The following is an 18,829-nucleotide window of genomic DNA, read 5'->3' on the forward strand; positions in this document are numbered from 1 at the left end:
GATGAACACGCCAAACCGGATTCCCCATGCGCCGCGCACCCTGCGCGTACTAGCGAAGCTGCTGAGCTATCCCGATGCGGAACTGCGCCGGCATCTGCCGGAACTGCGCGCTGCGCTGCACGGCGAGGGGGTGCTATCGCCCGCTCGATGCACCGGGCTCGACGAACTGATTGACTCGCTGGCGCAGGCAGACGCGCTCGACGCCGAATCAAGCTACGTCGAACTGTTTGACCGCGGCCGGGCCACTTCGCTGCATCTGTTCGAGCATGTGCACGGCGATTCGCGCGAGCGCGGCCCGGCGCTGATCGACCTGGCGCAAACCTATGAGAAGGCCGGGCTGTACCTGGCGCCTGAGGAACTGCCCGACTATCTGCCGGCGGTGCTCGAATTCGTGTCGACGCAGCCGCCGCAGGAGGCGCGTGCTTTCCTGGCCGAGATGGCACATATCCTGAGCGCGGTTTTCACGGCCCTGCAACGGCATCAGAGTTGCTATGCCAGCGTTCTCGCCGCGCTGCTCGAACTGGCCGGTACGGAGACGCAAACGGTCGAACTCGCGCCCGATGAAGCGCTCGACGCCAGCTGGGAAGAACCGCAGATATTCGGCGGTTGCTCATCGCGGGGACAAGCCAAACCCGATCAGCCACAACCCGTTCATATCATCAAAAAATCATACGTCATCGAAGGAGACCGAGCATGACAACAACCTGGCTCGACATGCTGCTGTTCGGCTACTACCCCTACCTCTGCCTGACGGTGCTTCTGCTCGGCAGCCTGCTCCGCTTCGACCGCGATCAATACACCTGGAAAAGCGACTCCTCGCAGTTGTTGCGCCAGGGCAGCCTGCGCTGGGGCAGCAACCTGTTCCACATCGGCGTGCTCGGCATCTTCTTCGGCCATCTGGGCGGCCTGCTGACGCCGCTCGAAGTCTGGCATACGCTCGGGCTCTCGCTGGCCAACAAGCAGTTGATCGCGATCTACGGCGGTGGCACCTGCGGTGTCCTCGGTCTGACCGGCGCCCTGCTGCTGGCCCAGCGCCGCCTCGGCGATGCGCGCATTCTGAAGAACAGTTCGCCGATGGACATCGTCATCCTGTTGTTGCTGGCGGCACAGCTGGCGCTGGGCCTGTTGACGATTCCGGTGTCCTTGCAGCACATGAGTGGCGGTGAAATGATCAAGCTGGTGGAATGGGCGCAACATATCGCGACTTTCCGCGGCGGCGCAGCCGATTACCTGGCCGATGTCTCGATCCTGTTCAAGCTGCACCTGTTCCTCGGCCTGACGATCGCGCTGCTATTTCCGTTCTCGCGCCTGGTGCATATCTGGAGCGGCTTCGGCGCGCTGACCTACCTCGTGCGGCCCTACCAGATGGTACGCGCACGGCGCCTGAACCTGCCGGCTGGCCATAACCTGCCATAATAGCCCGGTGCGGGACCTAAAGAGGATCGCGTCATGTCGGAAACTTGAGCAGCCGCTCCTGAAGACAAGGGGATGATCTTTCTTTGAACCTGAAAACCTCAATTCTCACCACAGAGGACGAGACCTGAGGAAATCCCCGTGGGACGGAGGACGCAGAGGAAACCTGAGAAAATCGAAATTGACCTATCTCACCCGATGGGTAAAGGGATAAGAGACGGTAATGTCTTGTTTTCCTCCGTGTCCTCTGTGTACTCTGTGGTGAACTGCATTTTCTGGGTTAAATAATGAAAATTTCCGAACACTCACTCTGGCTTGCAGGTTTCCGCCCCTTCTTTACCCTCGCTTTTCTCACCGGAATGGCACTCCCCATTCTCTGGGCGCTGGTGTTCTCCGGCGCGCTGACACTGCCGGCGCTGCCATTCAGCATAGTTCAATGGCATGCGCACGAAATGTTCTTTGGCTTCGGCTGGAGCGTGCTGGGCGGCTTCCTGCTCACTGCCACCAAGAACTGGGTAAATATTCGCGGCTATCGTGGCAACACGCTGATTCTGCTGGTTGTCGCCTGGCTCATCGAACGTGCCGGCATGTGGTTCGCGGGCAGCCTGCCGCCCTTGCTATTTGCCATTACGAACAATCTGTTCCTGGCGGCGATCATCGCCATGCTGCTGTGGACGCTGCTGCGCTACCGCGAAACCGATAGCTATCGCAGTGGCAACCTGTTCTTTTTGCTGGTCCTGCCTGCCTTCCTGCTCGCCAAGAACCTGCTGCTGAGCCAGGCTTACTCCGCCATCGGCTACAGCATGACGCTTGGACTGTTCCGCATGGCTTTTCTGCTCATGCTCGAACGCACCCTGACGCAGTTCATGAAGGGCGTGTTCCAGGTCGACATCCTGCGCAATAAGCTGCTCGACAGTTCGATCAGGCTGCTGGCGCTGGCATTTGTATTCGAAAGCCTGCTGCCGCAATGGCTGGCCGCCGTTATCGCACTGCTGCTCGCCCTGCTGCTCCTGTTGCGCCTGATGTTCTGGAAACCGCAGCTGGCCCTGCGCCGGCTTGATACCGGCATCATGTATCTTGGATATCTGGCGCTCACCGCGCAACTGCTGGTCATTGTTGCCGGCGTTCTGCATCTCGCCGCCTGGGTCGGCAGTGTCTCGGTGCATGTGTTTGCTTTCGGCGTCATGGGTCTGATCATTCCGGCCATGCTGATTCGCATCTGCAACGGCCATACCGGCCGCAAAGTGGTGTTCGATGGGCGCGACAAGCTGGCGCTTTGGATCATGATGGCCGCCTTCGTCCTGCGCATCGTCGCGCCGCAATTTTTCCCGGCGCTCTATCTGCGCTGGGTCGAGTTCTCGGCGCTGTGCTGGTTTGCCTGTTTTGCGCTGCTTGGCTGGCGCTACATCCCTTTCCTGATGCAAGCGCGGGTGGATGGGAAGACGTACTAAGGAAGCGCCAAAGTTTGTTTGTGGTAAGTCCCCTCGTCCCCGCCCAGGACATGCCTTGCCGAACCATGCGCAGTCGAGCTCTTTGGTCCCAGTCAGATAGTGGCGATTGGCCGGACCTGCTGTGGCGGGCCAATCCCGATTTGCCTTACGCCGGCCACGCGCTATAAAGAAAACAGATGATGTGGGTTGTAGCGACACGGAAATCGTCGTTGCTGTTGCTGCAAACCAAACGGAGGAAATCAGCATGGGACGCGCCTTTATAAATGGGTGGGTGAGTTTGCCGACCTGCGGCGATGTCTATCTCGAACACGGCTTGCCGCGCCGGGTGTGGGTGACGAACAGCACCCATGTCGTTGCGGAACGTGTGATGGATGAAATCGCCGAGTTGACGGGCCTGCTAGTCACCCTCGGCAACTGGGAGCCGGGCGAGGGTGAGGAGGGTATGGAGGCGGTGCTGAGGGTAAATCCCGCCGATATCGACCTGATCATGCAACAGTTGGCGGAGTCGGCGGCAGAGACCTTCGTCGATCGTTATCAGAAGATGATCGACAGCGAAGACGTTGATTACGACGAAGAAGCCTTTGCCGAGGCCATGCAGACTGCCCTCGGTCTATGCGGCCTGCACTGGGATCAGGTCGATGAGAGCGCACTGCGCCAGGATTACTGCCTGGCCTTGCATCGTGCCAGCGAGGAGATCGCAGCAAAGTATTATCAATAGATAACCGTCTGCCGCAATGCAGGCGTTGCGTGCGCGGAGGGCCATATGAACATGCACCTACCCCTGGTTCGGGAATTCATGGACAACTATGTCGATACCCTGTCCCCGGAGACTGACATTATGGTGGCAGTGAAATTCCTGCTGCAAAAAAGAGTCACCAGTGCGCCCGTGGTCGACAGCAAGGGAGAGTTGCTGGGCATCCTCACCGAACTCGATTGCCTCAAACTGCTGACGCTGGGGGACGCGGATTGCGTACTTCCCAAGGGGCAAGTGAAAAACTTCATGACCCTGGCTTCCGCGGTGCAGGCCATCCCGCCCGATATGGACATCTATTACGTCGCCGGGCTTTTCCTGGAGGTGCCTTATCGTCGCTTTCCGGTGGTGGAGAATGGCCGCCTGGTGGGCGCCATCACGCGCTTTGACATTCTGCGCGCAGTGCAAAGCCGGCTGGCCCCTTCGGTCATTTCCTCGAAAGAGGGAATCCAGAGTCTTACATATATCCGTTCGCCCTGAGTCCTTCGGCAAAGCTCAGGACAGGCCTTTCGAAGGGCATTGGCCAATGGTCTGAAATTTTCAAGATTAATTCCACCCGGGGCTCGACAAGCGGGGCAGACAGTTCGCACGGATGGCGCTTGCCAAAATACTGGATGTATCGTTTAATCCAATCCAGATAGACAGAATCGGTGTGGTGACGAAAGATAACCGGGTTCTCTCTCTTGATAACTGGATGCAAAATCAGGGTGAACTAGGGTTGTGAAAAATATAATGAGTCTGGTCCCTTTTACCTTTACTGATGCCAACATGGACGAAAGCAGCGACTGGCCCCACATTGCTGCCATCGTCCATGCCGAACACGGCACCGCCGACGGCCTGCTTGCCGATTTTGTTTTTGGTCTGCGCGCAAGCGGTCGGCGCGTGTGTGGTCTGATACAGCAATACAAGGATGATACCGACAAGGAGTCAGCAATGCTCGTCGACCTCGACGGCGGCGAGTGTTTTCCACTCTTCCAGAATCTCGGTACCGGCTCTACCTCTTGCGGTCTCGACGAAATAAGCATCGCAGCGGCGAGCGCCGTCCTGCGCCGCGCACTCAGCGAAAAGCCCGACCTCGTCGTCGCCAACCGCTTCGGTGAACTGGAAGCGACCGGTGGCGGTTTCGCCGCCGAGATGCTGGCCTTGATGGCGGAAGGTGTGCCCCTGATTACAGTGGTAGTCGAGAAATATCTCAACGACTGGCGGCGCTTTACCGGGGGTGCCGCCAAGGAATTGCGGCCACAGCGCGAGGCATTGGAAGCGTGGTTTTCCGACTTATCACAGCTAAAGGGGCCACCCATTAGTCGGCCCGAGTCAAGTGGTAAAACGACGACGCATCATGATAAATCGTGATGTGATTTAGTAAATCTGCTACGACAGCAATTACCGTACATCTTGCTTCCACATTGCAATCGCCCGGGCGGCTATGCCGCCCCGGAAAAACCTCGGCCCGTCCCGCGTCCAAGTAATTGGACAGAATCGTGGTTGCCGCATCTTCGGCACCAATCCCAAAGTAGCTCGCAGTCCGGGCGATCCAGAAACAGAAATCGGTGACATCGGTAAAACAAGAGGCGCAACACGGCGTTCAATCAGGCTCATGGCTTTGCTCCAGGCCCCTTAGGTGACTCATCGTGCCGTGCCAAACCTTCAGGCAAAGCACCTGTGTACATTGAATGGCTTGTTCTCCTTCAGCATGTGATAACAAGCCCGTGCCAGCTTGTGCGCTAACGCTTTGATGGCGATGATGCTGTTGGTCTTGGCTTTCTTGCGCTCGTAAAAGCGCTTGGCCTCCGGGCAGAAACGCAATGCGAAGTGCGCTGCCTCGACGAAGGCCCAGGCCACCCCCCCCCGCAGCGCGGCTGTTCGGAGCGAACGAATGGCGTATGACAATAAGCATATTGTTGCGTTGCAACAATATTTTGTTTGTCCAGTATAGAATGCCTGCATTCGGCAACCTGCCTCTCAGGCCAAGTGGAGTCTGGCTTATTCCCCAGCCTGTTCACTCCTCGTGCCAGTTGTCTTGTCTGTAGTGTCTACGATCAGGAGATTTCGATGTCGAAACACGATCATAAAGAACAACATCAGCTCCCCGACCCGAAAGAGGTTGCCTTAACCTATGCCGAGGTAGCCAAGCGCGCCTCGAAGCTGATTAACGAACATCTGCAGCGCCAGCTTGAGAAGGGCGCCACACCACCCGCCGACGAATTGGGCATCGCGCAGGCCTTCATGGACATGATGGCCAAGATGCTCGCCAATCCGTACAAGCTGGCGCAGGTGCAAATGGGCCTGGTGTGGGACTATTTTTCGCTCTGGCAGCATTCCATGCTGCGTTTTTCTGGCATGAATACCACGCCCGTCGCAAAACCCGCCAGAGACGACAGGCGCTTCAAGGATCAGGAATGGGAAGATCATTTCCTGTTCGATTTCATCAAGCAGTCCTATCTGATTACGGCGCGCCACATGCAGGGAGCGGTGAGCGATGTTGAAGGGCTCGACGAAGTGGCGCGCAAGAAGGTGACCTTCTTCACGCGCCAGTTCGTCGACGCACTCTCGCCGACCAACTTTGCGCTGACCAATCCCGAGGTGCTGCGCGAGACGGTAAAGAGCCATGGGCAAAATCTGCTCAAGGGCTTCAACAACCTGTTGCGTGACATCGAGGCCGGCGATGGTCAGTTGCGCGTCAAGATGACCGACGATAAGGCTTTCGTGCTCGGCGAAAACGTCGCCTCGACGCCGGGGAAAGTGGTATTCCAGAACGAACTTATTCAGTTGTTGCAATTCAACCCGACCACCGCGCAACAGTACAAAAAACCGTTGCTGATCCTGCCGCCGTGGATCAACAAGTACTACATCCTCGACCTGCGCCAGAACAATTCCTTCATCAAGTGGGCCACCGATCAGGGCCATACCGTATTCTGCATTTCGTGGGTCAACCCGGATGCGAAGCTCGCCGCGAAGAGTTTCGACTTCTACCTCACTCACGGCGCACTGGCTGCGCTTGACGCCATCGAGAAACAAACCGGCGAAAAGGAAGTCAATGCGATCGGTTACTGCCTCGGCGGCACCCTCCTCGGCGCCACCACGGCCTATCTTGCCGCGAAGAAGCAGAAGCGCATCGCCTCGCTAACCTTCTTCGTTGCCCTGCTCGATTTTTCAATCCCGGGCGAACTCGGCACGTTCATCGATGAGCAGCAGGTTGCCGCCCTGGAAAAGAAGATGGAAGTGCGCGGCTACATGGAAGGTTCGGATATGGCCGGTACCTTCAACAGCCTGCGCGCCAACGACCTGATCTGGTCCTTTGTCGTCAACAACTACTTGATGGGCAAGGAGCCATTCCCGTTCGACTTGCTGTTCTGGAATTCAGATTCCACACGCCTGCCCTACAAGATGCATAGCTTTTATCTGCGCAACATGTACCTAAAGAATTTATTGCGAGTCCCGGGTGGCATCGAACTGGATGGTGTCCCGATCGACATCTCACTGAACAAGGCGCCCTCCTATTTCATCTCCACTCTCGAAGACCACATCGCGCCATGGAAGAGCACTTACCTTGGCGCTACCGCACTGGGTGGGCCGACGCGCTTCGTGCTCGCCGGTTCCGGCCACATCGCCGGTATCGTCAACCCGCCCGCCGCCAACAAGTATTGCTACTGGACCAATGCCAGCAAGATCATGCCCGACCATCCGGATGCCTGGCTGGCCGATGCAAAGCAGCACGAGGGATCGTGGTGGACGGATTGGCAAAAATGGATAGCTTCCCTCAACGGCGATGACATGGTGCCTGCGCGCAATCCGGCAAAGGGCAAACTGAAGGTGCTGGAGGATACGCCTGGCTCGTTTGCCAAGTTCCACCTCAACCAGCAACCGAAGGCAAGCGTAAAGAAATGATTCGGCACGGACTCGATGGCGCACCGGCACGCGTCGTGTTCGACACCAACGTGCTGCTCTCGCTCTGGGTATTCGCGGACAGCAAGTTTGCTCCGCTGCGAGAGTATGTTGACCGCGGCAAATGGATTGCGCTCACCGACGAACACTGCCTCGCCGAATTCAAGCGCGTGCTCGGCTATAGCCAGTTCAAGCTCGGCGCCGAACAACAGGCGCAAATCCTTTGCGATTACAGCGCCATTGCCCAGGCCGGCCACCCGCGCAAGACATTTCCTGTCGTCCTGCCGCGTTGTTCCGACCGCGATGATCAGAAATTTCTCGAACTCGCGCGCAATGCAGGCGCTGGGTGGCTGGTCACGGCAGACAAGGCGCTGCTGAAAATGGCAAGAAGGAACAAGCTTGCCGGCCTGTTCCACATCGTCACGCCGGATGCGGTGCTGGCAGAGTTGTCTGCCGTCGAGCCTGCTTATGATCCGGGATGAAGTATCAACTTCATCGTGCCGCTGATTTCTCCCTCTCCCATTGTGAGAGGGCTGGGGTGAAGGGTGTTATCCAAACATCAGTTTGCCGCATCAATAGGCTGTTTCCAAGCAAGGCCTCATTGATACCGAAACGGTTGTTGATGGTCGGAAATGAAGGTTGCTCCAGCTCCCTGTAGAATCAAAATCGATACATCGCTTCTGCCCCTTCAATCATGGCACCTCCCGTTCCGGCATCCGCCAACCAGCAAGCTACGTTGAATCATTCTCCGCTTTCGGTTCGCGATCTCGTCAAATCCTATGACGGCCGCGCCGCGGTCGCCGGCATTTCCTTCGAACTCAAGCGCGGCGAATGTTTCGGCCTGCTCGGACCCAACGGCGCCGGCAAGACCACCACGCTGCGCTGCTGTCTCGGGCTGACCACGCCGGAGAGCGGCACTATCATACTGGCTGGCGCACCGGTGCCGCAACAGGCGCGCAGCGCGCGTGCGCGTGTCGGCGTGGTGCCGCAATTCGACAATCTCGATCCGGATTTCACCGTCGCCGAGAACCTGCTGGTCTATGGCCGCTACTTCGGCCTCAGCGACGCGTATGTCCGCGCGCGCATCCTCGACCTGCTCGAATTCGCCGGTTTGGCCGGCAAGGAAAAGACCGGTTTGCGCACGCTGTCAGGCGGCATGAAGCGTCGCCTCACCCTGGCGCGGGCGCTAGTGAACGACCCCGACCTGCTGCTGCTGGACGAACCCACCACCGGCCTTGATCCGCAGGCGCGGCACTTGATCTGGGATCGGTTAAAGCGGCTCATCGCCGAGGGCAAGACCATTCTGCTGACGACGCATTTCATGGACGAGGCCGAGCGCCTCTGCGACAGGCTGGCGATCATGGATGCCGGCCGCATCGTCGTGCAGGGTTCGCCACGCGAGCTGATCGCGCAACATATCGAGCCGCATGTGGTCGAGGTCTTTGGCGACGCCGGGGATACGCAGTCGATCGAGTGGGCACACCGCGAAGCGGGGCAATATGCGCGGCGTTGCGAAATGACCGGCGAGACGCTGTTCTGTTATGTCGATGAACCGGCCACGCTGCTCGAGCATCTTGCAATGCGGCCGGGCTTGCGCGTGCTGCACCGGCCGGCGAATCTGGAAGACGTGTTTCTCAAGCTGACCGGCAGGGATCTGCGCGACTGACGTTTGTGGGAAAGGGAAAAATAATGAGTGCCGCGATCTCCAACACCGCTGCCGACCTGTGGTCACTACGCTGGCGTCATGTCTGGCAGCGCAATTTCCTGGTCTGGCGCAAGCTGGCGATTCCCTCGGTGCTGGGCAATCTGGCCGACCCGATGATCTACATGTTCGGCCTCGGCTATGGCCTCGGTTCGCTGATGCCACAGGTGAATGGCGGCTCCTACATCGCCTTCCTCGCCGGTGGCACGTTGTGCGCCTCCACCATGAATGCGGCAACCTTTGAAACCCTCTATTCGGGCTTTTCGCGCATGCATGTGCAGCGCACCTGGGAAGCCATCATCAATGCGCCGCTGTCGCTCGACGACGTCGTGGCCGGTGAACTGGTATGGTCGGCCACCAAGGCGCTGCTGTCGGGCATGGCAATCTTCATCGTCATCCTGCTGCTCGGCCTGGCCCACTCGCCGCTCGCGTTGCTCGTGCTGCCGGTGGTATTTCTGGTCGGTCTCACCTTTGGCGCGCTGGGCCTGATCGTCACCGCGCTGGCGCCCTCCTATGATTTTTTCATGTATTACTTCACGCTGTTCATCACCCCGATGACGCTGCTCTCCGGCGTGTTCTTCCCGCTCTCGCAGTTGCCGCTGCCCCTGCAGGCGGCAGCCCATGCGCTGCCCCTCACGCACGCTGTATTGCTGGTGCGGCCGCTGCTTGCGGGCCAGTGGCCGGATCATGCGCTGCTCCATACCGGTTTTCTTGCCGCCATCACCGTCATCGCCTTCGCCATCGCGCTGAAGCTGGCGCGCCGGCGTTTGCTTAAATAAGCAGAGGTCCCGACATCACGGACGCTGCCAGGCGTGGCGTTAGAATGCGGACATGGAAACCCTGCTCGTTTTCACCCATTTGCCCGATGCGGCCAGCGCGCAGGCGCTTGCCGCCAACCTGATCGAAAGTCGCGTGGCGGCCTGCGTCAACATTCTTGCGCCATGCCGATCGGTCTATCGCTGGCAGGGGAAAATCGAGATTGCGGAAGAAGTGCCGCTGCTGATCAAGACCACTGCGGAACGCTACGCTGCGCTGGAACGGGCAATCCGCACGCAACATCCTTACGAACTTCCCGAGATTGTCGCTGTCCCTCTAAGCAAAGGCCTGCCGGCCTATGTCGACTGGGTCGCCGAGGAAACCCGTGAAAATCCGGAAAATTAAACCATGTTGATGCGTATCTTTTCGTTGTTGTTGACCCTGCTTGTTCATTACGCCGCGTTCGCATCCGATGCGCCGCTGGAAGCGGCACAGGCCTTCCGGCTTGGCTCGGTACGGGTGGTTGAACCAGGCTTGGTCGAGGCGCGCTGGCAGATCGCGGATGGCTACTATCTGTATCGCGCGCGCTTCAAGTTCGCCGCCGAACCGGAGACCGTCAAACTCGGCACGGCGCAAACGCCAGCCGGCGAATTTCATGACGATCCCAACTTCGGCAAGGTCGAAGCCTATCGCCATGAAGTGAAAGTGTTAATTCCCTTCGAGGCACCGGCCGGCACGGCGAGCTGGACGCTGAAAACGAAAGTGCAGGGCTGCGCCGATCTCGGCGTGTGCTATCCGCCCCTGCCGCAACAGGCCGTCGTCGAGTTGAGCGCCAGTCCCGCCATGGTTCCCGCCATGGGCAAGCTCGAACCGTTCGATAATGCCAACAGTACTTCCCGTATCGGCCGCCTGCTGCATAACGGCAGCCTGTGGCTGGTGCTGTCCTCCTTTTTCGGCTTCGGTATTTTGCTGTCCTTCACGCCCTGCGTGCTGCCGATGGTGCCGATCATCTCCGGCATCATCGTCAACCACGGTCACGCGGTGACCCATGCGCGCGCCTTCGCGCTCACCCTGGCCTATGTTCTTGGCATGGCGGTAACCTATGCTGCGGCGGGTGTCGCGGCTGGTTACTCCGGCACGCTGCTGTCGACCGCCTTGCAAAACGCCTGGGTGCTTGGCAGCTTCGCGCTGATTTTCGTCGCGCTCTCGTTGTCGATGTTTGGTTTTTACGAACTGCAACTGCCCAGTGCCCTGCAGAGCCGCTTGTCGGAAAGCGCGAATCGCCGCAACGGTTCGGTGACGGCATTGGCCATCATGGGCGCCCTGTCGGCGCTGATTGTCGGCCCTTGCGTGGCGGCGCCGCTGGCAGGCGCGCTGCTCTACATTGCGCAAACCGGAAATGCGGTGCTCGGCGGCGGGGCGCTGTTCGCGATGGCGTTGGGCATGGGCGCACCGCTGCTCGTGGTCGGCGTGTTTTCGCGCTCGCTGTTGCCGAAGACAGGGCCCTGGATGGACGCCGTAAAGAAATTTTTTGGCGTGCTGTTGCTGGCCACGGCGCTGTGGCTGGTTTCTCCGGTAATTCCGGTCTGGGCACAGTTGCTGGGCTGGACGGCGTTGTTGATCGTGCCCGCAATCTACATGCATGCGCTCGATTTACTGCCAGCCAATGCCGGCGGCTGGCAAAAGTTCTGGAAAGGCATCGGCCTGGTGATGCTGTTGGCCGGCACGGCAATGCTGGCTGGTGCGCTCGGCGGTTCGCGCGATCCTTTGCGCCCGCTCGCGTTTCTCGGCCAGACCGTGGCGGCGGAAAGCGCGCCGCATTTCGAGCGCGTCGCCACGCTCGTGGAACTCGACGCGCGTCTGAAAAATTCCTCCAAGCCGGTGTTGCTCGATTTCTATGCCGACTGGTGTGCCAGTTGCAAGGAAATGGAGCGCAATACCTTTTCCAATACTGCGGTGAAACAGGCGCTCGCCGGTTTCACCCTGCTGCAGGCGGATGTGACGGCCAACAGCGCAGACGATGCCGCCTTGCTGAAACGCTTCGGCCTGGTCGGTCCACCGGGAATCCTGTTCTTCAGGCAAGGCATCGAGAATCAGTCCTTGCGCATCATCGGCTACCAGCCGCCGGAGCAATTCATTCCCGTGCTGAAGCACGCGGCGGCGCCGTAGTAATGACCATCCGCCCTGGCTGAAAGCGGCAAACGCCCCACCTCACCTGGTGATCGCGTAGGACGATTCGGGATGGGCGAGCAGGCGTTCGGTACAAGCGATGATTTCGGCCGCAGTCTGCACATCGTTTTGATCATCATCTTGATGCGCGGAGATGCACATCCGAACTGATTGCGGATTAAGCGTCTTAACGCGCACCTCCACCATATGTTCGTTTGACACGGCGAGGATGACATCCTGCCCGGCATCCTTGGTAATCGAGACGACCTTGATGCGCATCCGGTTCAAGGCTTTCACGGCAGCTACCTTCACTGCGGCTGCGGAACCGGCACAAACACGAAACACCATTCCATTGAGCATATAGGCCGACCCGATCACGGTCATTGCCAGCAATTCAGGCTTTGTAATTTCGGTGGATTCCAGCATAACGATTTCTCCTTTTGCGATTACGATAGCTGCACAATGGTGCCGTCAACGATCTTGACGCGGTCTCCAGCCGAGACGCCGGGCGCCTCGCTTTGATGCAAGGTGCGAATGCTGCCGTCGCTCATGCGGACACGAATGCGATAGCTGATGTGTTTCTTGGTGTTTTTCTCGATCTCGTTGCCGGCGTAAGCGCCACCCGCCGCCCCGGCGACCGTGGCGAGACTGCGGCCAGCGCCCCGGCCGATACCATTACCGAGCAGGGCGCCGGCAATGCCGCCAGCGACAATGCCGACGCCGCTGCCTTCGCCCTTGACCTGAACTGCGTGCACCGATTCAACGGTTCCACAACTGGGGCAAGTCGCCGCCAGTTTTTTCGACGTCATACGGTCGCTCTCTGCTTGGGTTTTGGCAGCCGTCGCTTCGCGCATTTCGGAATGCGCGAACGGCAATGCGCCGGTAAGTGTGGCGATGCCGAGCAAACTGAAGACGGTAACGGCAATCGCCGCAATCACCAGGGAGGGATAAAGTAGTTTGGGGCGGTCAAGGATTTCCATAATGGTCTCCTGCTGTTAGCGGTCTGCAGTCGGTGGCTGGAAATCGAAATCCCCGCCGATGCGGTTGCCAAAATAGGCGCCCACCACTGCACCACCGATGACACCGGGATAGATGCCGGTCAGCGCCGCACCGGTGGCGCCACCGATCAAGGCCCCGGTAACGGTGCCGATGTTTTCTTTGCTTAGATTCGTATATGGCGCTGCAAGGAGCGGTAGCAGCGCAATAAGGCCAATGGAGGCAAGTGTTTTCATCCTGCGGTCCTCTCTTATGACAACTCCTTCATGGGGTCATCTGTTGGAAGAGTTCTCGCAATCGCCGTGCCAATGTTAACTTTCAATACAAACAGTGGCTTAGACAGTCACTCGACAACGTCTCGAAGCCAATATGTCGCCGCCTGGCAACATGGACCGGGCCAAAGGGTATAAACATCTGAAGTGCATGGAATTGATCTGTCGCTGCGTTGCGACAGATGGGTTATTTGAAAAGCCCGGGTTCCAGTGCGTGACGCTGCAATAATTTATAGAAATCCGTCCGATTGCGTTGCGCCAGCTTGGCGGCCTGCGCCACATTGCCGCCGGTCATTTTCAGCAATTGCGTCAGATAGGCGGCCTCGAAGCGCCGCCGTGCTTCGTCGAAGGGAACGATGTCTTCGAGTTCGCGGATTGCTTTCTGCACCAGTGTCGACGGAATGATCGGAGCGGTAGACAGCGCCACCGCCTGCTCCACCACATTCAACAATTGACGGACATTGCCGGGCCAACTGGCGCGTACCAGCAAATCCATCGCATCGGGCGCGAAGGCATTGACCTCCTTGCGATAGCGCGTGGCAACGCTCTTGAGAAAATGATTCGCGAGCAGGGGGATATCGTCGCGGCGCTCGGCAAGCGACGGCAGCGCCAGTCTTACAACGTTGAGGCGATAGAACAGGTCGCTGCGGAAACGTCCTTCAGCCATCTCCGTTTCCAGGTTGCGATGGGTCGCGCTGATGACGCGGATATCGACGGGATAGGTCGACGTTGAGCCGACCGGACGCACTTCGCGTTCTTCGAGCACGCGCAGCAGCTTGATCTGCAAGGACAAGGGCATATCGCCGATTTCGTCGAGGAACAGGGTGCCGCCGTTGGCTTCGCGCACCAGGCCCTTGTAATCCTTGTTGGCGCCGGTGAATGCACCGCGCACATAGCCGAACAATTCCGATTCGAGCAGGTTGTCCGGAATCGCGCCGCAATTCACGGCAATGAAGGCTTCACCGTGGCGGGGGCTGGCGCGATGGATGGCGCGCGCCACGATTTCTTTGCCGCTGCCCGATTCGCCGGCCAGCATCACACTGACATCGTTGGCAGCAACAAGCATGGCCTGGGCCAGCAGGTCCTCCATTACCGCGTTCTGCGTCACGATTTCACGGCGCCACTCATCGACTTTGCCACCGTCCGCGCGGTTGGCGGAAAGGTTCAGCGCGCGCTCGATCTGTTCGATCAAGGTTTTAACATCGTAGGGCTTGGTCAGATAGCCGAAGATGCCGCGATTTGTGGCGGCCACCGCATCAGGAATGCTGCCGTGCGCGGTGAGCATCATCACCGGCAGGGCCGGATGGCTGACGCGTATGGCATCGAACAAGGCCGAACCATCCATGCCCGGCATGCGCATGTCGGTAATCACCAATTGCGGCCGCTCGATGCCGATGCGCGCCAGCGCCTCTTCGCCGCTGCTGACCGCGGTGACGGTATAGCCGGCGGCCTCAAGCCGCATGGTCAGCAGCTTGAGCAGATCCTTGTCATCATCGACCAGTAACAGGTTGCACTTCGCGTTCATTGCTTTTCACCGCCGCTCTTGCCGTGCTCGATCATGTTTTTCTCGATATTCTTAATGGCTTCCAATTGTTTCTCCAACTCCTCGGCGCGCTTGGCCCCGGCTTCGGCGCGTCTGGCGCTGGCCTCTGCTCGTTTGGCCTCAGCCTCGGCCCGTTTAGCCTCAGCCTCGGCCTGCCTGGTCTCGGCTTCGAGACGCCGCCGCTCCGCCAGGTCCGAATCGAGCAACTGGGCCAGTGCATCCAGTTCCGTGTCGGCGGACTTGTTTTTCTTAAGCAATGGTTCAATCATTTGTTGCGCCTTGCGCGCATCACCGCCGGGAACAGACAGTGCCAGCGCATATTGCAGCAGACGAAAATCAGTTTTCTCACTGGTATAGAGCAACCGCACATGTTCGGCTTCCTGTGCGTAATCAGTGGCGTTGAGGTTGCGCACATAATCCGCGTAGTAAAGCAGTGCGGCTGCCCTGCCGCTGGCATGCGCCTGCCCCGGCTTGATCCAGTAGTAGCCATTGTCTGCAATTTGTGTGCGCAACTGCGAGAGTTGCGCGCAACCCGTCAGCAGCATGACAAGTGCGATAATTATCGTGAATGTCTTCATGGGGTATTCAGTGGCAGATGTACCGTAAATTGTCCGTGACCGCTGCCAACGTCTATTTTGCCACCTAGAGCAAGGACATGTTCCTGGGTGATGGAAAGACCGATGCCGCTGCTTTTCACCAAGCCGCTGCCGGCGGTGCGCCCACGATAGAAGGGATCGAAGATATGGTCGCGGTCTTCGGCGGCCACGCCGGGGCCCTCGTCGGTGACCTCGAATGCGGCGCTGCTGCCGTTGCGCTTGATCGACACGCCGACCACGCCGCCGTCTGGCGAATATTTCACCGCGTTGGAGATCAGGTTGTCGAGGATGATGCGCAGGCGCTCGGCATCGGTTCGCATTGGGAATTCTTCGACTTGCAGGTTCAGGCGGATGCCGCGCGCCGCCATCGGCAGCACTTGTTTGTCGGCAATCCGGTGCATGATCTCGGCGGGATTCAGCGGCTGCAGCTTGATGGAAGCCTGTTGGAATTCCTGCTCGCCATGCTGCAATAATTTTTCGATCAATCGTTGCAGATCGAGGCTGTGCTGGCGCAGGATGCGCACGATTACCTGCTGGCGCTCGGTGAGTGGGCCGGCTATCTGTTCGGCCAATAAATCGGAACCCTCGCGCAGCGCGGTAAGCGGTGTCTTCAAATCGTGCGAGACATTGCGCAGAAAGCGGCTCTTCTGTTCTTCCAGTTCCACCAGGCGCAAGCGCAGCCAATCGAGCTGGCGCCCGAGTTGTTCGAGATCATCGGGGCCGTAGACCTCGATGCGCTTATCCAAGCGGCGTTCCCCAAGGTCACGGATGCCCTGCTCGATTTGCGCAATGGGCCGCGCCAGCAGATAAGTGAATCCGACGACCACAAAAAATGCCACCGGCAACAGCATGAACAACTGTTGTTTTAGGGTCGCTTCGGTCTTCTCCGCCGAACTGCGCAGGGATTCAACCTCCTGATCGATAATCGCGGAGGAACGCGCGAGCAAATCGCGCGCGCCAAACGTGACTTCCTCGTAACGGCGTGCGATTTCCCGTGCCTGCGTCGATTTGGCGCCGACTGCGGAGAGTGAGTCGTTGATTTCCTGTTCTGTCTTCATCAGCGCATCGAGATCATTGCGAATCGATACGCTCGGTGACAGTGCCGCAACCTTGGCGCCTGTGTCGACAAAGCGGCGATGCAAGTCCAGATAACTGTCCCATAGTGCGCTGTCCTGCAGCACGATGCCCTGCTGCGCGGCGCGCTCGAGCGCGGTTGCGGTTTCGCTCAACTCGCGCGTCGCATGCACGATGCGGGCAGCCTCATACACCGCGCGTTGGCTTTGGTTGGCCAGTCGCTGAATGGCGACCATATTGAAGAGCAGGCCAGCAACCAGCGGTAGCACAGCCAGCACGAAGCCCGCCGCAAGCAGCTTGAAGAAGGATTTTGGGTAGCGAATCGGATAACGAAGCTTCACGCCATTCATGTGAGCAAGAGCCGTACCGGGGCAGGATAGCGGATGCCTATGCTACGCCTGTGCGCATTATTAACGCATGGGCAGTTGCCACTCCGGTAAACTGCGCACGGATATTCACGGAGCGATAGACCCATGTTTACAGGAATTGTTGCAACCACAGGCAAGGTGCGTACTTCACAGGCACTGGAAGACGGTGTGCGGCTGACCATTGAGGCAGGCTCGCTCGATCTGTCCGACGTCGCGATCGGCGATTCCATTGCCTGCAATGGCGTTTGCCTGACCGTTATCGAAGTCGGCGCCGACAGTTTCAGCGTAGAGGTTTCGCGCGAAACCCTTAACTGCACCGCCGGCCTCGCCGGCAATAACCCGCTCAATCTGGAAAAGGCGTTGCGCCTGGCCGACCGGCTCGGCGGCCATCTTGTGTCCGGCCATGTCGATGGCGTCGGCGAAGTGCTCAAATTCGAGCCCATCGGCGAATCGCACGAACTGGTGATTCGCGCGCCGCAGGAACTGGCCAAGTACATTGCGCGCAAGGGTTCTGTCGCGGTGGATGGCGTCAGCCTCACCACCAACTGGGTCAACGGGCCGGAATTTTCCATCAACCTCATCCCGCACACCATCGAAGTGACCACGTTCAAGCATCTGGCGGCAGGCAGCCGCGTCAATCTTGAAGTCGACCTGATTGCCCGCTATGTTGAGCGCATGCTATCCATGTCCGAAGACATCCAGAATATGACTTGACCATGCGATGGAGTATTAAACGAAATCACTGGCGCTAAAATAATTTAGCGTGGATTACCCGCCGGAATGCATTTCAATCGCCTCTCAACGCCAAAGGAACGGCTTGCCGCCTCGCTCTGCAAGCAGGCAGCCAACGATAATCGCGGCTCTCGTGACTGAAAAACAATCACAACGCCATTCTGCATTCTGACCGTTGGCACATCCAGCGCAGCCCTGGACAAGAGTTTCCGGGATTCGTCGTCGAGTCCTCTGGCGCAGGCCGCGGTAATGATTCCTGCGCGGCTTGCCTTTAGGGGCTTAGCCAGTTCATCGGACTTTGTCGCGCAGGCTTCGCTATTGGCGAAGCCTGCGCCAAGGAACGTGACATCGAGTTCGCCGCCGCTATGGAGTCGAACGATCGGAAAATACAAGGTGGCTGGCAGGTATTCAATGGCTGCAGCAGACAATGCGACTATCAAGGCAAGCACACCAAAGACAACAGCGAATGTGCGCAACATGGGTCAATAAAATCCAGGAATCAGACGCCAGGAGCGCTTCCGATATTCGCCGTATTCGGCAAACGCTTTGCCCAGGACCGTTTCTTCCCAGATCATGCGGCGGATCTGAAAAAAAAGCTGCACGGCCATGATCGCGAATGCCGGCCATGAGCGGATCTGGAGGAATACACCAAAAAACGCAATCGTCTCGCCAAGATAGAGCGGATGCCGGATTGCAGAATAAATTCCGCGCGTCACCAGACGGCGCGCTTCCGGCATGATGCTCAGCGAGCGCCCGAGATCAAGTGCCGCGAAGATACAAAACAGGTTTCCACCCAGCATGAACAGAATCGAAAGCCCGTCCCAAATTGGCGCAGCGGGAGGGCGGGGCAGCAGCAATGCGAAATAGGCGGTGGTGAGTCCCAGCAGGGCATCAATCCGGGGCCGCCATCCAGGCAGTTTCTGTATCGGCTGGCGCCGTGCAAGATGCAGAAGGGCGAAGCACAGCAAGAGCAGCAACAGGGTGACACGGGCGATCACGCCAAGCTGAAAGCGCGGGTTCCATTCGAAATAGGGATGTGCTCCGACCAGGTTTTGCAGCCCCCTGAATTCCCGGAGCAGCCAAAAGGCCGTGAAGCAGACGATCGGCAGCCGCATTACCGC

Annotated in this window: 22 protein-coding genes; 13 read left to right on the plus strand and 9 right to left on the minus strand. The window is 58.7% G+C overall.

Annotation, left to right across the window (positions count from 1 at the left end):
• Position 1: 1 nt before the first annotated feature.
• From narJ to K5E80_RS10970, 6 genes are all read left to right on the plus strand, one after another.
• Positions 2-697 (plus strand): nitrate reductase molybdenum cofactor assembly chaperone, encoded by a 696-nt coding sequence (narJ, locus tag K5E80_RS10945; RefSeq protein ID WP_220636183.1) that lies wholly within the window; start codon positions 2-4, stop codon positions 695-697.
• A complete protein-coding gene (gene narI, locus K5E80_RS10950) occupies positions 694-1,416 on the plus strand; it encodes a respiratory nitrate reductase subunit gamma (RefSeq protein WP_220636184.1) in 723 nt (240 codons plus the stop codon). The genes narJ and narI overlap by 4 nt, the downstream gene beginning before the upstream one ends.
• 284 nt (positions 1,417-1,700) lie before the next feature.
• Positions 1,701-2,864: an NnrS family protein gene (locus tag K5E80_RS10955; RefSeq protein WP_220636185.1), complete on the plus strand. Its 1,164-nt coding sequence runs from the start codon at positions 1,701-1,703 to the stop codon at positions 2,862-2,864.
• A gap of 244 nt (positions 2,865-3,108) precedes the next feature.
• A complete protein-coding gene (locus K5E80_RS10960) occupies positions 3,109-3,582 on the plus strand; it encodes a hypothetical protein (protein WP_220636186.1) in 474 nt (157 codons plus the stop codon).
• A 45-nt stretch (positions 3,583-3,627) separates the two neighbouring features.
• Positions 3,628-4,095, plus strand: coding sequence for a CBS domain-containing protein (locus K5E80_RS10965; protein ID WP_220636187.1), 468 nt, complete (start codon positions 3,628-3,630; stop codon positions 4,093-4,095).
• Between the two features lie 252 nt (positions 4,096-4,347).
• Positions 4,348-4,968, plus strand: coding sequence for a DUF2478 domain-containing protein (locus K5E80_RS10970; RefSeq protein ID WP_220636188.1), 621 nt, complete (start codon positions 4,348-4,350; stop codon positions 4,966-4,968).
• A 294-nt stretch (positions 4,969-5,262) separates the two neighbouring features.
• Here K5E80_RS10970 and K5E80_RS10975 read toward each other — a convergent pair whose 3' ends face one another.
• Positions 5,263-5,562, minus strand: coding sequence for a hypothetical protein (locus K5E80_RS10975; RefSeq protein WP_220636189.1), 300 nt, complete (start codon positions 5,560-5,562; stop codon positions 5,263-5,265).
• A gap of 105 nt (positions 5,563-5,667) precedes the next feature.
• Here K5E80_RS10975 and K5E80_RS10980 point away from each other — a divergent pair, with 105 nt between their 5' ends.
• From K5E80_RS10980 to dsbD, 6 genes are all read left to right on the plus strand, one after another.
• Complete coding sequence (locus tag K5E80_RS10980) at positions 5,668-7,503, plus strand: PHA/PHB synthase family protein (protein ID WP_220636190.1); 1,836 nt, start codon at positions 5,668-5,670, stop codon at positions 7,501-7,503.
• Positions 7,500-7,982: a putative toxin-antitoxin system toxin component, PIN family gene (locus K5E80_RS10985; protein WP_220636191.1), complete on the plus strand. Its 483-nt coding sequence runs from the start codon at positions 7,500-7,502 to the stop codon at positions 7,980-7,982. The genes K5E80_RS10980 and K5E80_RS10985 overlap by 4 nt, the downstream gene beginning before the upstream one ends.
• A 212-nt stretch (positions 7,983-8,194) precedes the next feature.
• A complete protein-coding gene (locus K5E80_RS10990) occupies positions 8,195-9,166 on the plus strand; it encodes an ATP-binding cassette domain-containing protein (protein WP_220636192.1) in 972 nt (323 codons plus the stop codon).
• 23 nt (positions 9,167-9,189) lie between these two features.
• Complete coding sequence (locus tag K5E80_RS10995) at positions 9,190-9,981, plus strand: ABC transporter permease (protein ID WP_220636193.1); 792 nt, start codon at positions 9,190-9,192, stop codon at positions 9,979-9,981.
• A gap of 52 nt (positions 9,982-10,033) precedes the next feature.
• A complete protein-coding gene (cutA, locus tag K5E80_RS11000; RefSeq protein ID WP_220636194.1) occupies positions 10,034-10,363 on the plus strand; it encodes a divalent-cation tolerance protein CutA in 330 nt (109 codons plus the stop codon).
• Between the two features lie 3 nt (positions 10,364-10,366).
• Positions 10,367-12,127, plus strand: a complete 1,761-nt coding sequence (gene dsbD, locus K5E80_RS11005) for a protein-disulfide reductase DsbD (protein ID WP_220636195.1) — start codon at positions 10,367-10,369, stop codon at positions 12,125-12,127.
• A 42-nt stretch (positions 12,128-12,169) separates the two neighbouring features.
• On the opposite strand, the gene K5E80_RS11010 is transcribed toward dsbD, so the two are convergent.
• From K5E80_RS11010 to K5E80_RS11035, 6 genes are all read right to left on the minus strand, one after another.
• On the minus strand, positions 12,170-12,553 hold the full coding sequence (locus K5E80_RS11010) for a hypothetical protein (protein WP_220636196.1): 384 nt from the start codon (positions 12,551-12,553) through the stop codon (positions 12,170-12,172).
• 20 nt (positions 12,554-12,573) lie between these two features.
• Entirely contained in the window at positions 12,574-13,107 is a 534-nt protein-coding gene (locus tag K5E80_RS11015; protein ID WP_246590947.1) for an outer membrane lipoprotein, read from the minus strand.
• Between the two features lie 15 nt (positions 13,108-13,122).
• Positions 13,123-13,359, minus strand: coding sequence for a glycine zipper domain-containing protein (locus tag K5E80_RS11020; RefSeq protein ID WP_220636197.1), 237 nt, complete (start codon positions 13,357-13,359; stop codon positions 13,123-13,125).
• A 223-nt stretch (positions 13,360-13,582) separates the two neighbouring features.
• A complete protein-coding gene (locus K5E80_RS11025) occupies positions 13,583-14,920 on the minus strand; it encodes a sigma 54-interacting transcriptional regulator (protein ID WP_220636198.1) in 1,338 nt (445 codons plus the stop codon).
• Entirely contained in the window at positions 14,917-15,516 is a 600-nt protein-coding gene (locus K5E80_RS11030) for a hypothetical protein (protein WP_220636199.1), read from the minus strand. Before K5E80_RS11030 ends, K5E80_RS11025 begins: the two co-directional genes overlap by 4 nt.
• Entirely contained in the window at positions 15,513-16,958 is a 1,446-nt protein-coding gene (locus K5E80_RS11035; protein WP_220636200.1) for a HAMP domain-containing sensor histidine kinase, read from the minus strand. The genes K5E80_RS11030 and K5E80_RS11035 overlap by 4 nt, the downstream gene beginning before the upstream one ends.
• A gap of 123 nt (positions 16,959-17,081) precedes the next feature.
• Here K5E80_RS11035 and K5E80_RS11040 point away from each other — a divergent pair, with 123 nt between their 5' ends.
• Complete coding sequence (locus tag K5E80_RS11040; protein WP_220636201.1) at positions 17,082-17,690, plus strand: riboflavin synthase; 609 nt, start codon at positions 17,082-17,084, stop codon at positions 17,688-17,690.
• 44 nt (positions 17,691-17,734) lie between these two features.
• On the opposite strand, the gene K5E80_RS11045 is transcribed toward K5E80_RS11040, so the two are convergent.
• On the minus strand, positions 17,735-18,187 hold the full coding sequence (locus tag K5E80_RS11045) for a hypothetical protein (protein WP_220636202.1): 453 nt from the start codon (positions 18,185-18,187) through the stop codon (positions 17,735-17,737).
• A 3-nt stretch (positions 18,188-18,190) separates the two neighbouring features.
• Entirely contained in the window at positions 18,191-18,823 is a 633-nt protein-coding gene (locus tag K5E80_RS11050; protein ID WP_220636203.1) for a methyltransferase family protein, read from the minus strand.
• Positions 18,824-18,829 lie beyond the last annotated feature (6 nt).

The organism is Georgfuchsia toluolica, assembly GCF_907163265.1.
GTDB lineage: Bacteria > Pseudomonadota > Gammaproteobacteria > Burkholderiales > Rhodocyclaceae > Georgfuchsia > Georgfuchsia toluolica.

Bases quoted from the DNA above. Each gene is read 5' to 3' on its own strand.
- narJ (WP_220636183.1), top strand. From the start codon at position 2: ATGAACACGCCAAACCGGATTCCCCATGCGCCGCGCACCCTGCGCGTA.
- narI (WP_220636184.1), top strand. From the start codon at position 694: ATGACAACAACCTGGCTCGACATGCTGCTGTTCGGCTACTACCCCTAC.
- K5E80_RS10955 (WP_220636185.1), top strand. From the start codon at position 1,701: ATGAAAATTTCCGAACACTCACTCTGGCTTGCAGGTTTCCGCCCCTTC.
- K5E80_RS10960 (WP_220636186.1), top strand. From the start codon at position 3,109: ATGGGACGCGCCTTTATAAATGGGTGGGTGAGTTTGCCGACCTGCGGC.
- K5E80_RS10965 (WP_220636187.1), top strand. From the start codon at position 3,628: ATGAACATGCACCTACCCCTGGTTCGGGAATTCATGGACAACTATGTC.
- K5E80_RS10970 (WP_220636188.1), top strand. From the start codon at position 4,348: ATGAGTCTGGTCCCTTTTACCTTTACTGATGCCAACATGGACGAAAGC.
- K5E80_RS10975 (WP_220636189.1), bottom strand. From the start codon at position 5,562: ATGCAGGCATTCTATACTGGACAAACAAAATATTGTTGCAACGCAACA.
- K5E80_RS10980 (WP_220636190.1), top strand. From the start codon at position 5,668: ATGTCGAAACACGATCATAAAGAACAACATCAGCTCCCCGACCCGAAA.
- K5E80_RS10985 (WP_220636191.1), top strand. From the start codon at position 7,500: ATGATTCGGCACGGACTCGATGGCGCACCGGCACGCGTCGTGTTCGAC.
- K5E80_RS10990 (WP_220636192.1), top strand. From the start codon at position 8,195: ATGGCACCTCCCGTTCCGGCATCCGCCAACCAGCAAGCTACGTTGAAT.
- K5E80_RS10995 (WP_220636193.1), top strand. From the start codon at position 9,190: ATGAGTGCCGCGATCTCCAACACCGCTGCCGACCTGTGGTCACTACGC.
- cutA (WP_220636194.1), top strand. From the start codon at position 10,034: ATGGAAACCCTGCTCGTTTTCACCCATTTGCCCGATGCGGCCAGCGCG.
- dsbD (WP_220636195.1), top strand. From the start codon at position 10,367: ATGTTGATGCGTATCTTTTCGTTGTTGTTGACCCTGCTTGTTCATTAC.
- K5E80_RS11010 (WP_220636196.1), bottom strand. From the start codon at position 12,553: ATGCTGGAATCCACCGAAATTACAAAGCCTGAATTGCTGGCAATGACC.
- K5E80_RS11015 (WP_246590947.1), bottom strand. From the start codon at position 13,107: ATGGAAATCCTTGACCGCCCCAAACTACTTTATCCCTCCCTGGTGATT.
- K5E80_RS11020 (WP_220636197.1), bottom strand. From the start codon at position 13,359: ATGAAAACACTTGCCTCCATTGGCCTTATTGCGCTGCTACCGCTCCTT.
- K5E80_RS11025 (WP_220636198.1), bottom strand. From the start codon at position 14,920: ATGAACGCGAAGTGCAACCTGTTACTGGTCGATGATGACAAGGATCTG.
- K5E80_RS11030 (WP_220636199.1), bottom strand. From the start codon at position 15,516: ATGAAGACATTCACGATAATTATCGCACTTGTCATGCTGCTGACGGGT.
- K5E80_RS11035 (WP_220636200.1), bottom strand. From the start codon at position 16,958: ATGAATGGCGTGAAGCTTCGTTATCCGATTCGCTACCCAAAATCCTTC.
- K5E80_RS11040 (WP_220636201.1), top strand. From the start codon at position 17,082: ATGTTTACAGGAATTGTTGCAACCACAGGCAAGGTGCGTACTTCACAG.
- K5E80_RS11045 (WP_220636202.1), bottom strand. From the start codon at position 18,187: ATGTTGCGCACATTCGCTGTTGTCTTTGGTGTGCTTGCCTTGATAGTC.
- K5E80_RS11050 (WP_220636203.1), bottom strand. From the start codon at position 18,823: ATGCGGCTGCCGATCGTCTGCTTCACGGCCTTTTGGCTGCTCCGGGAA.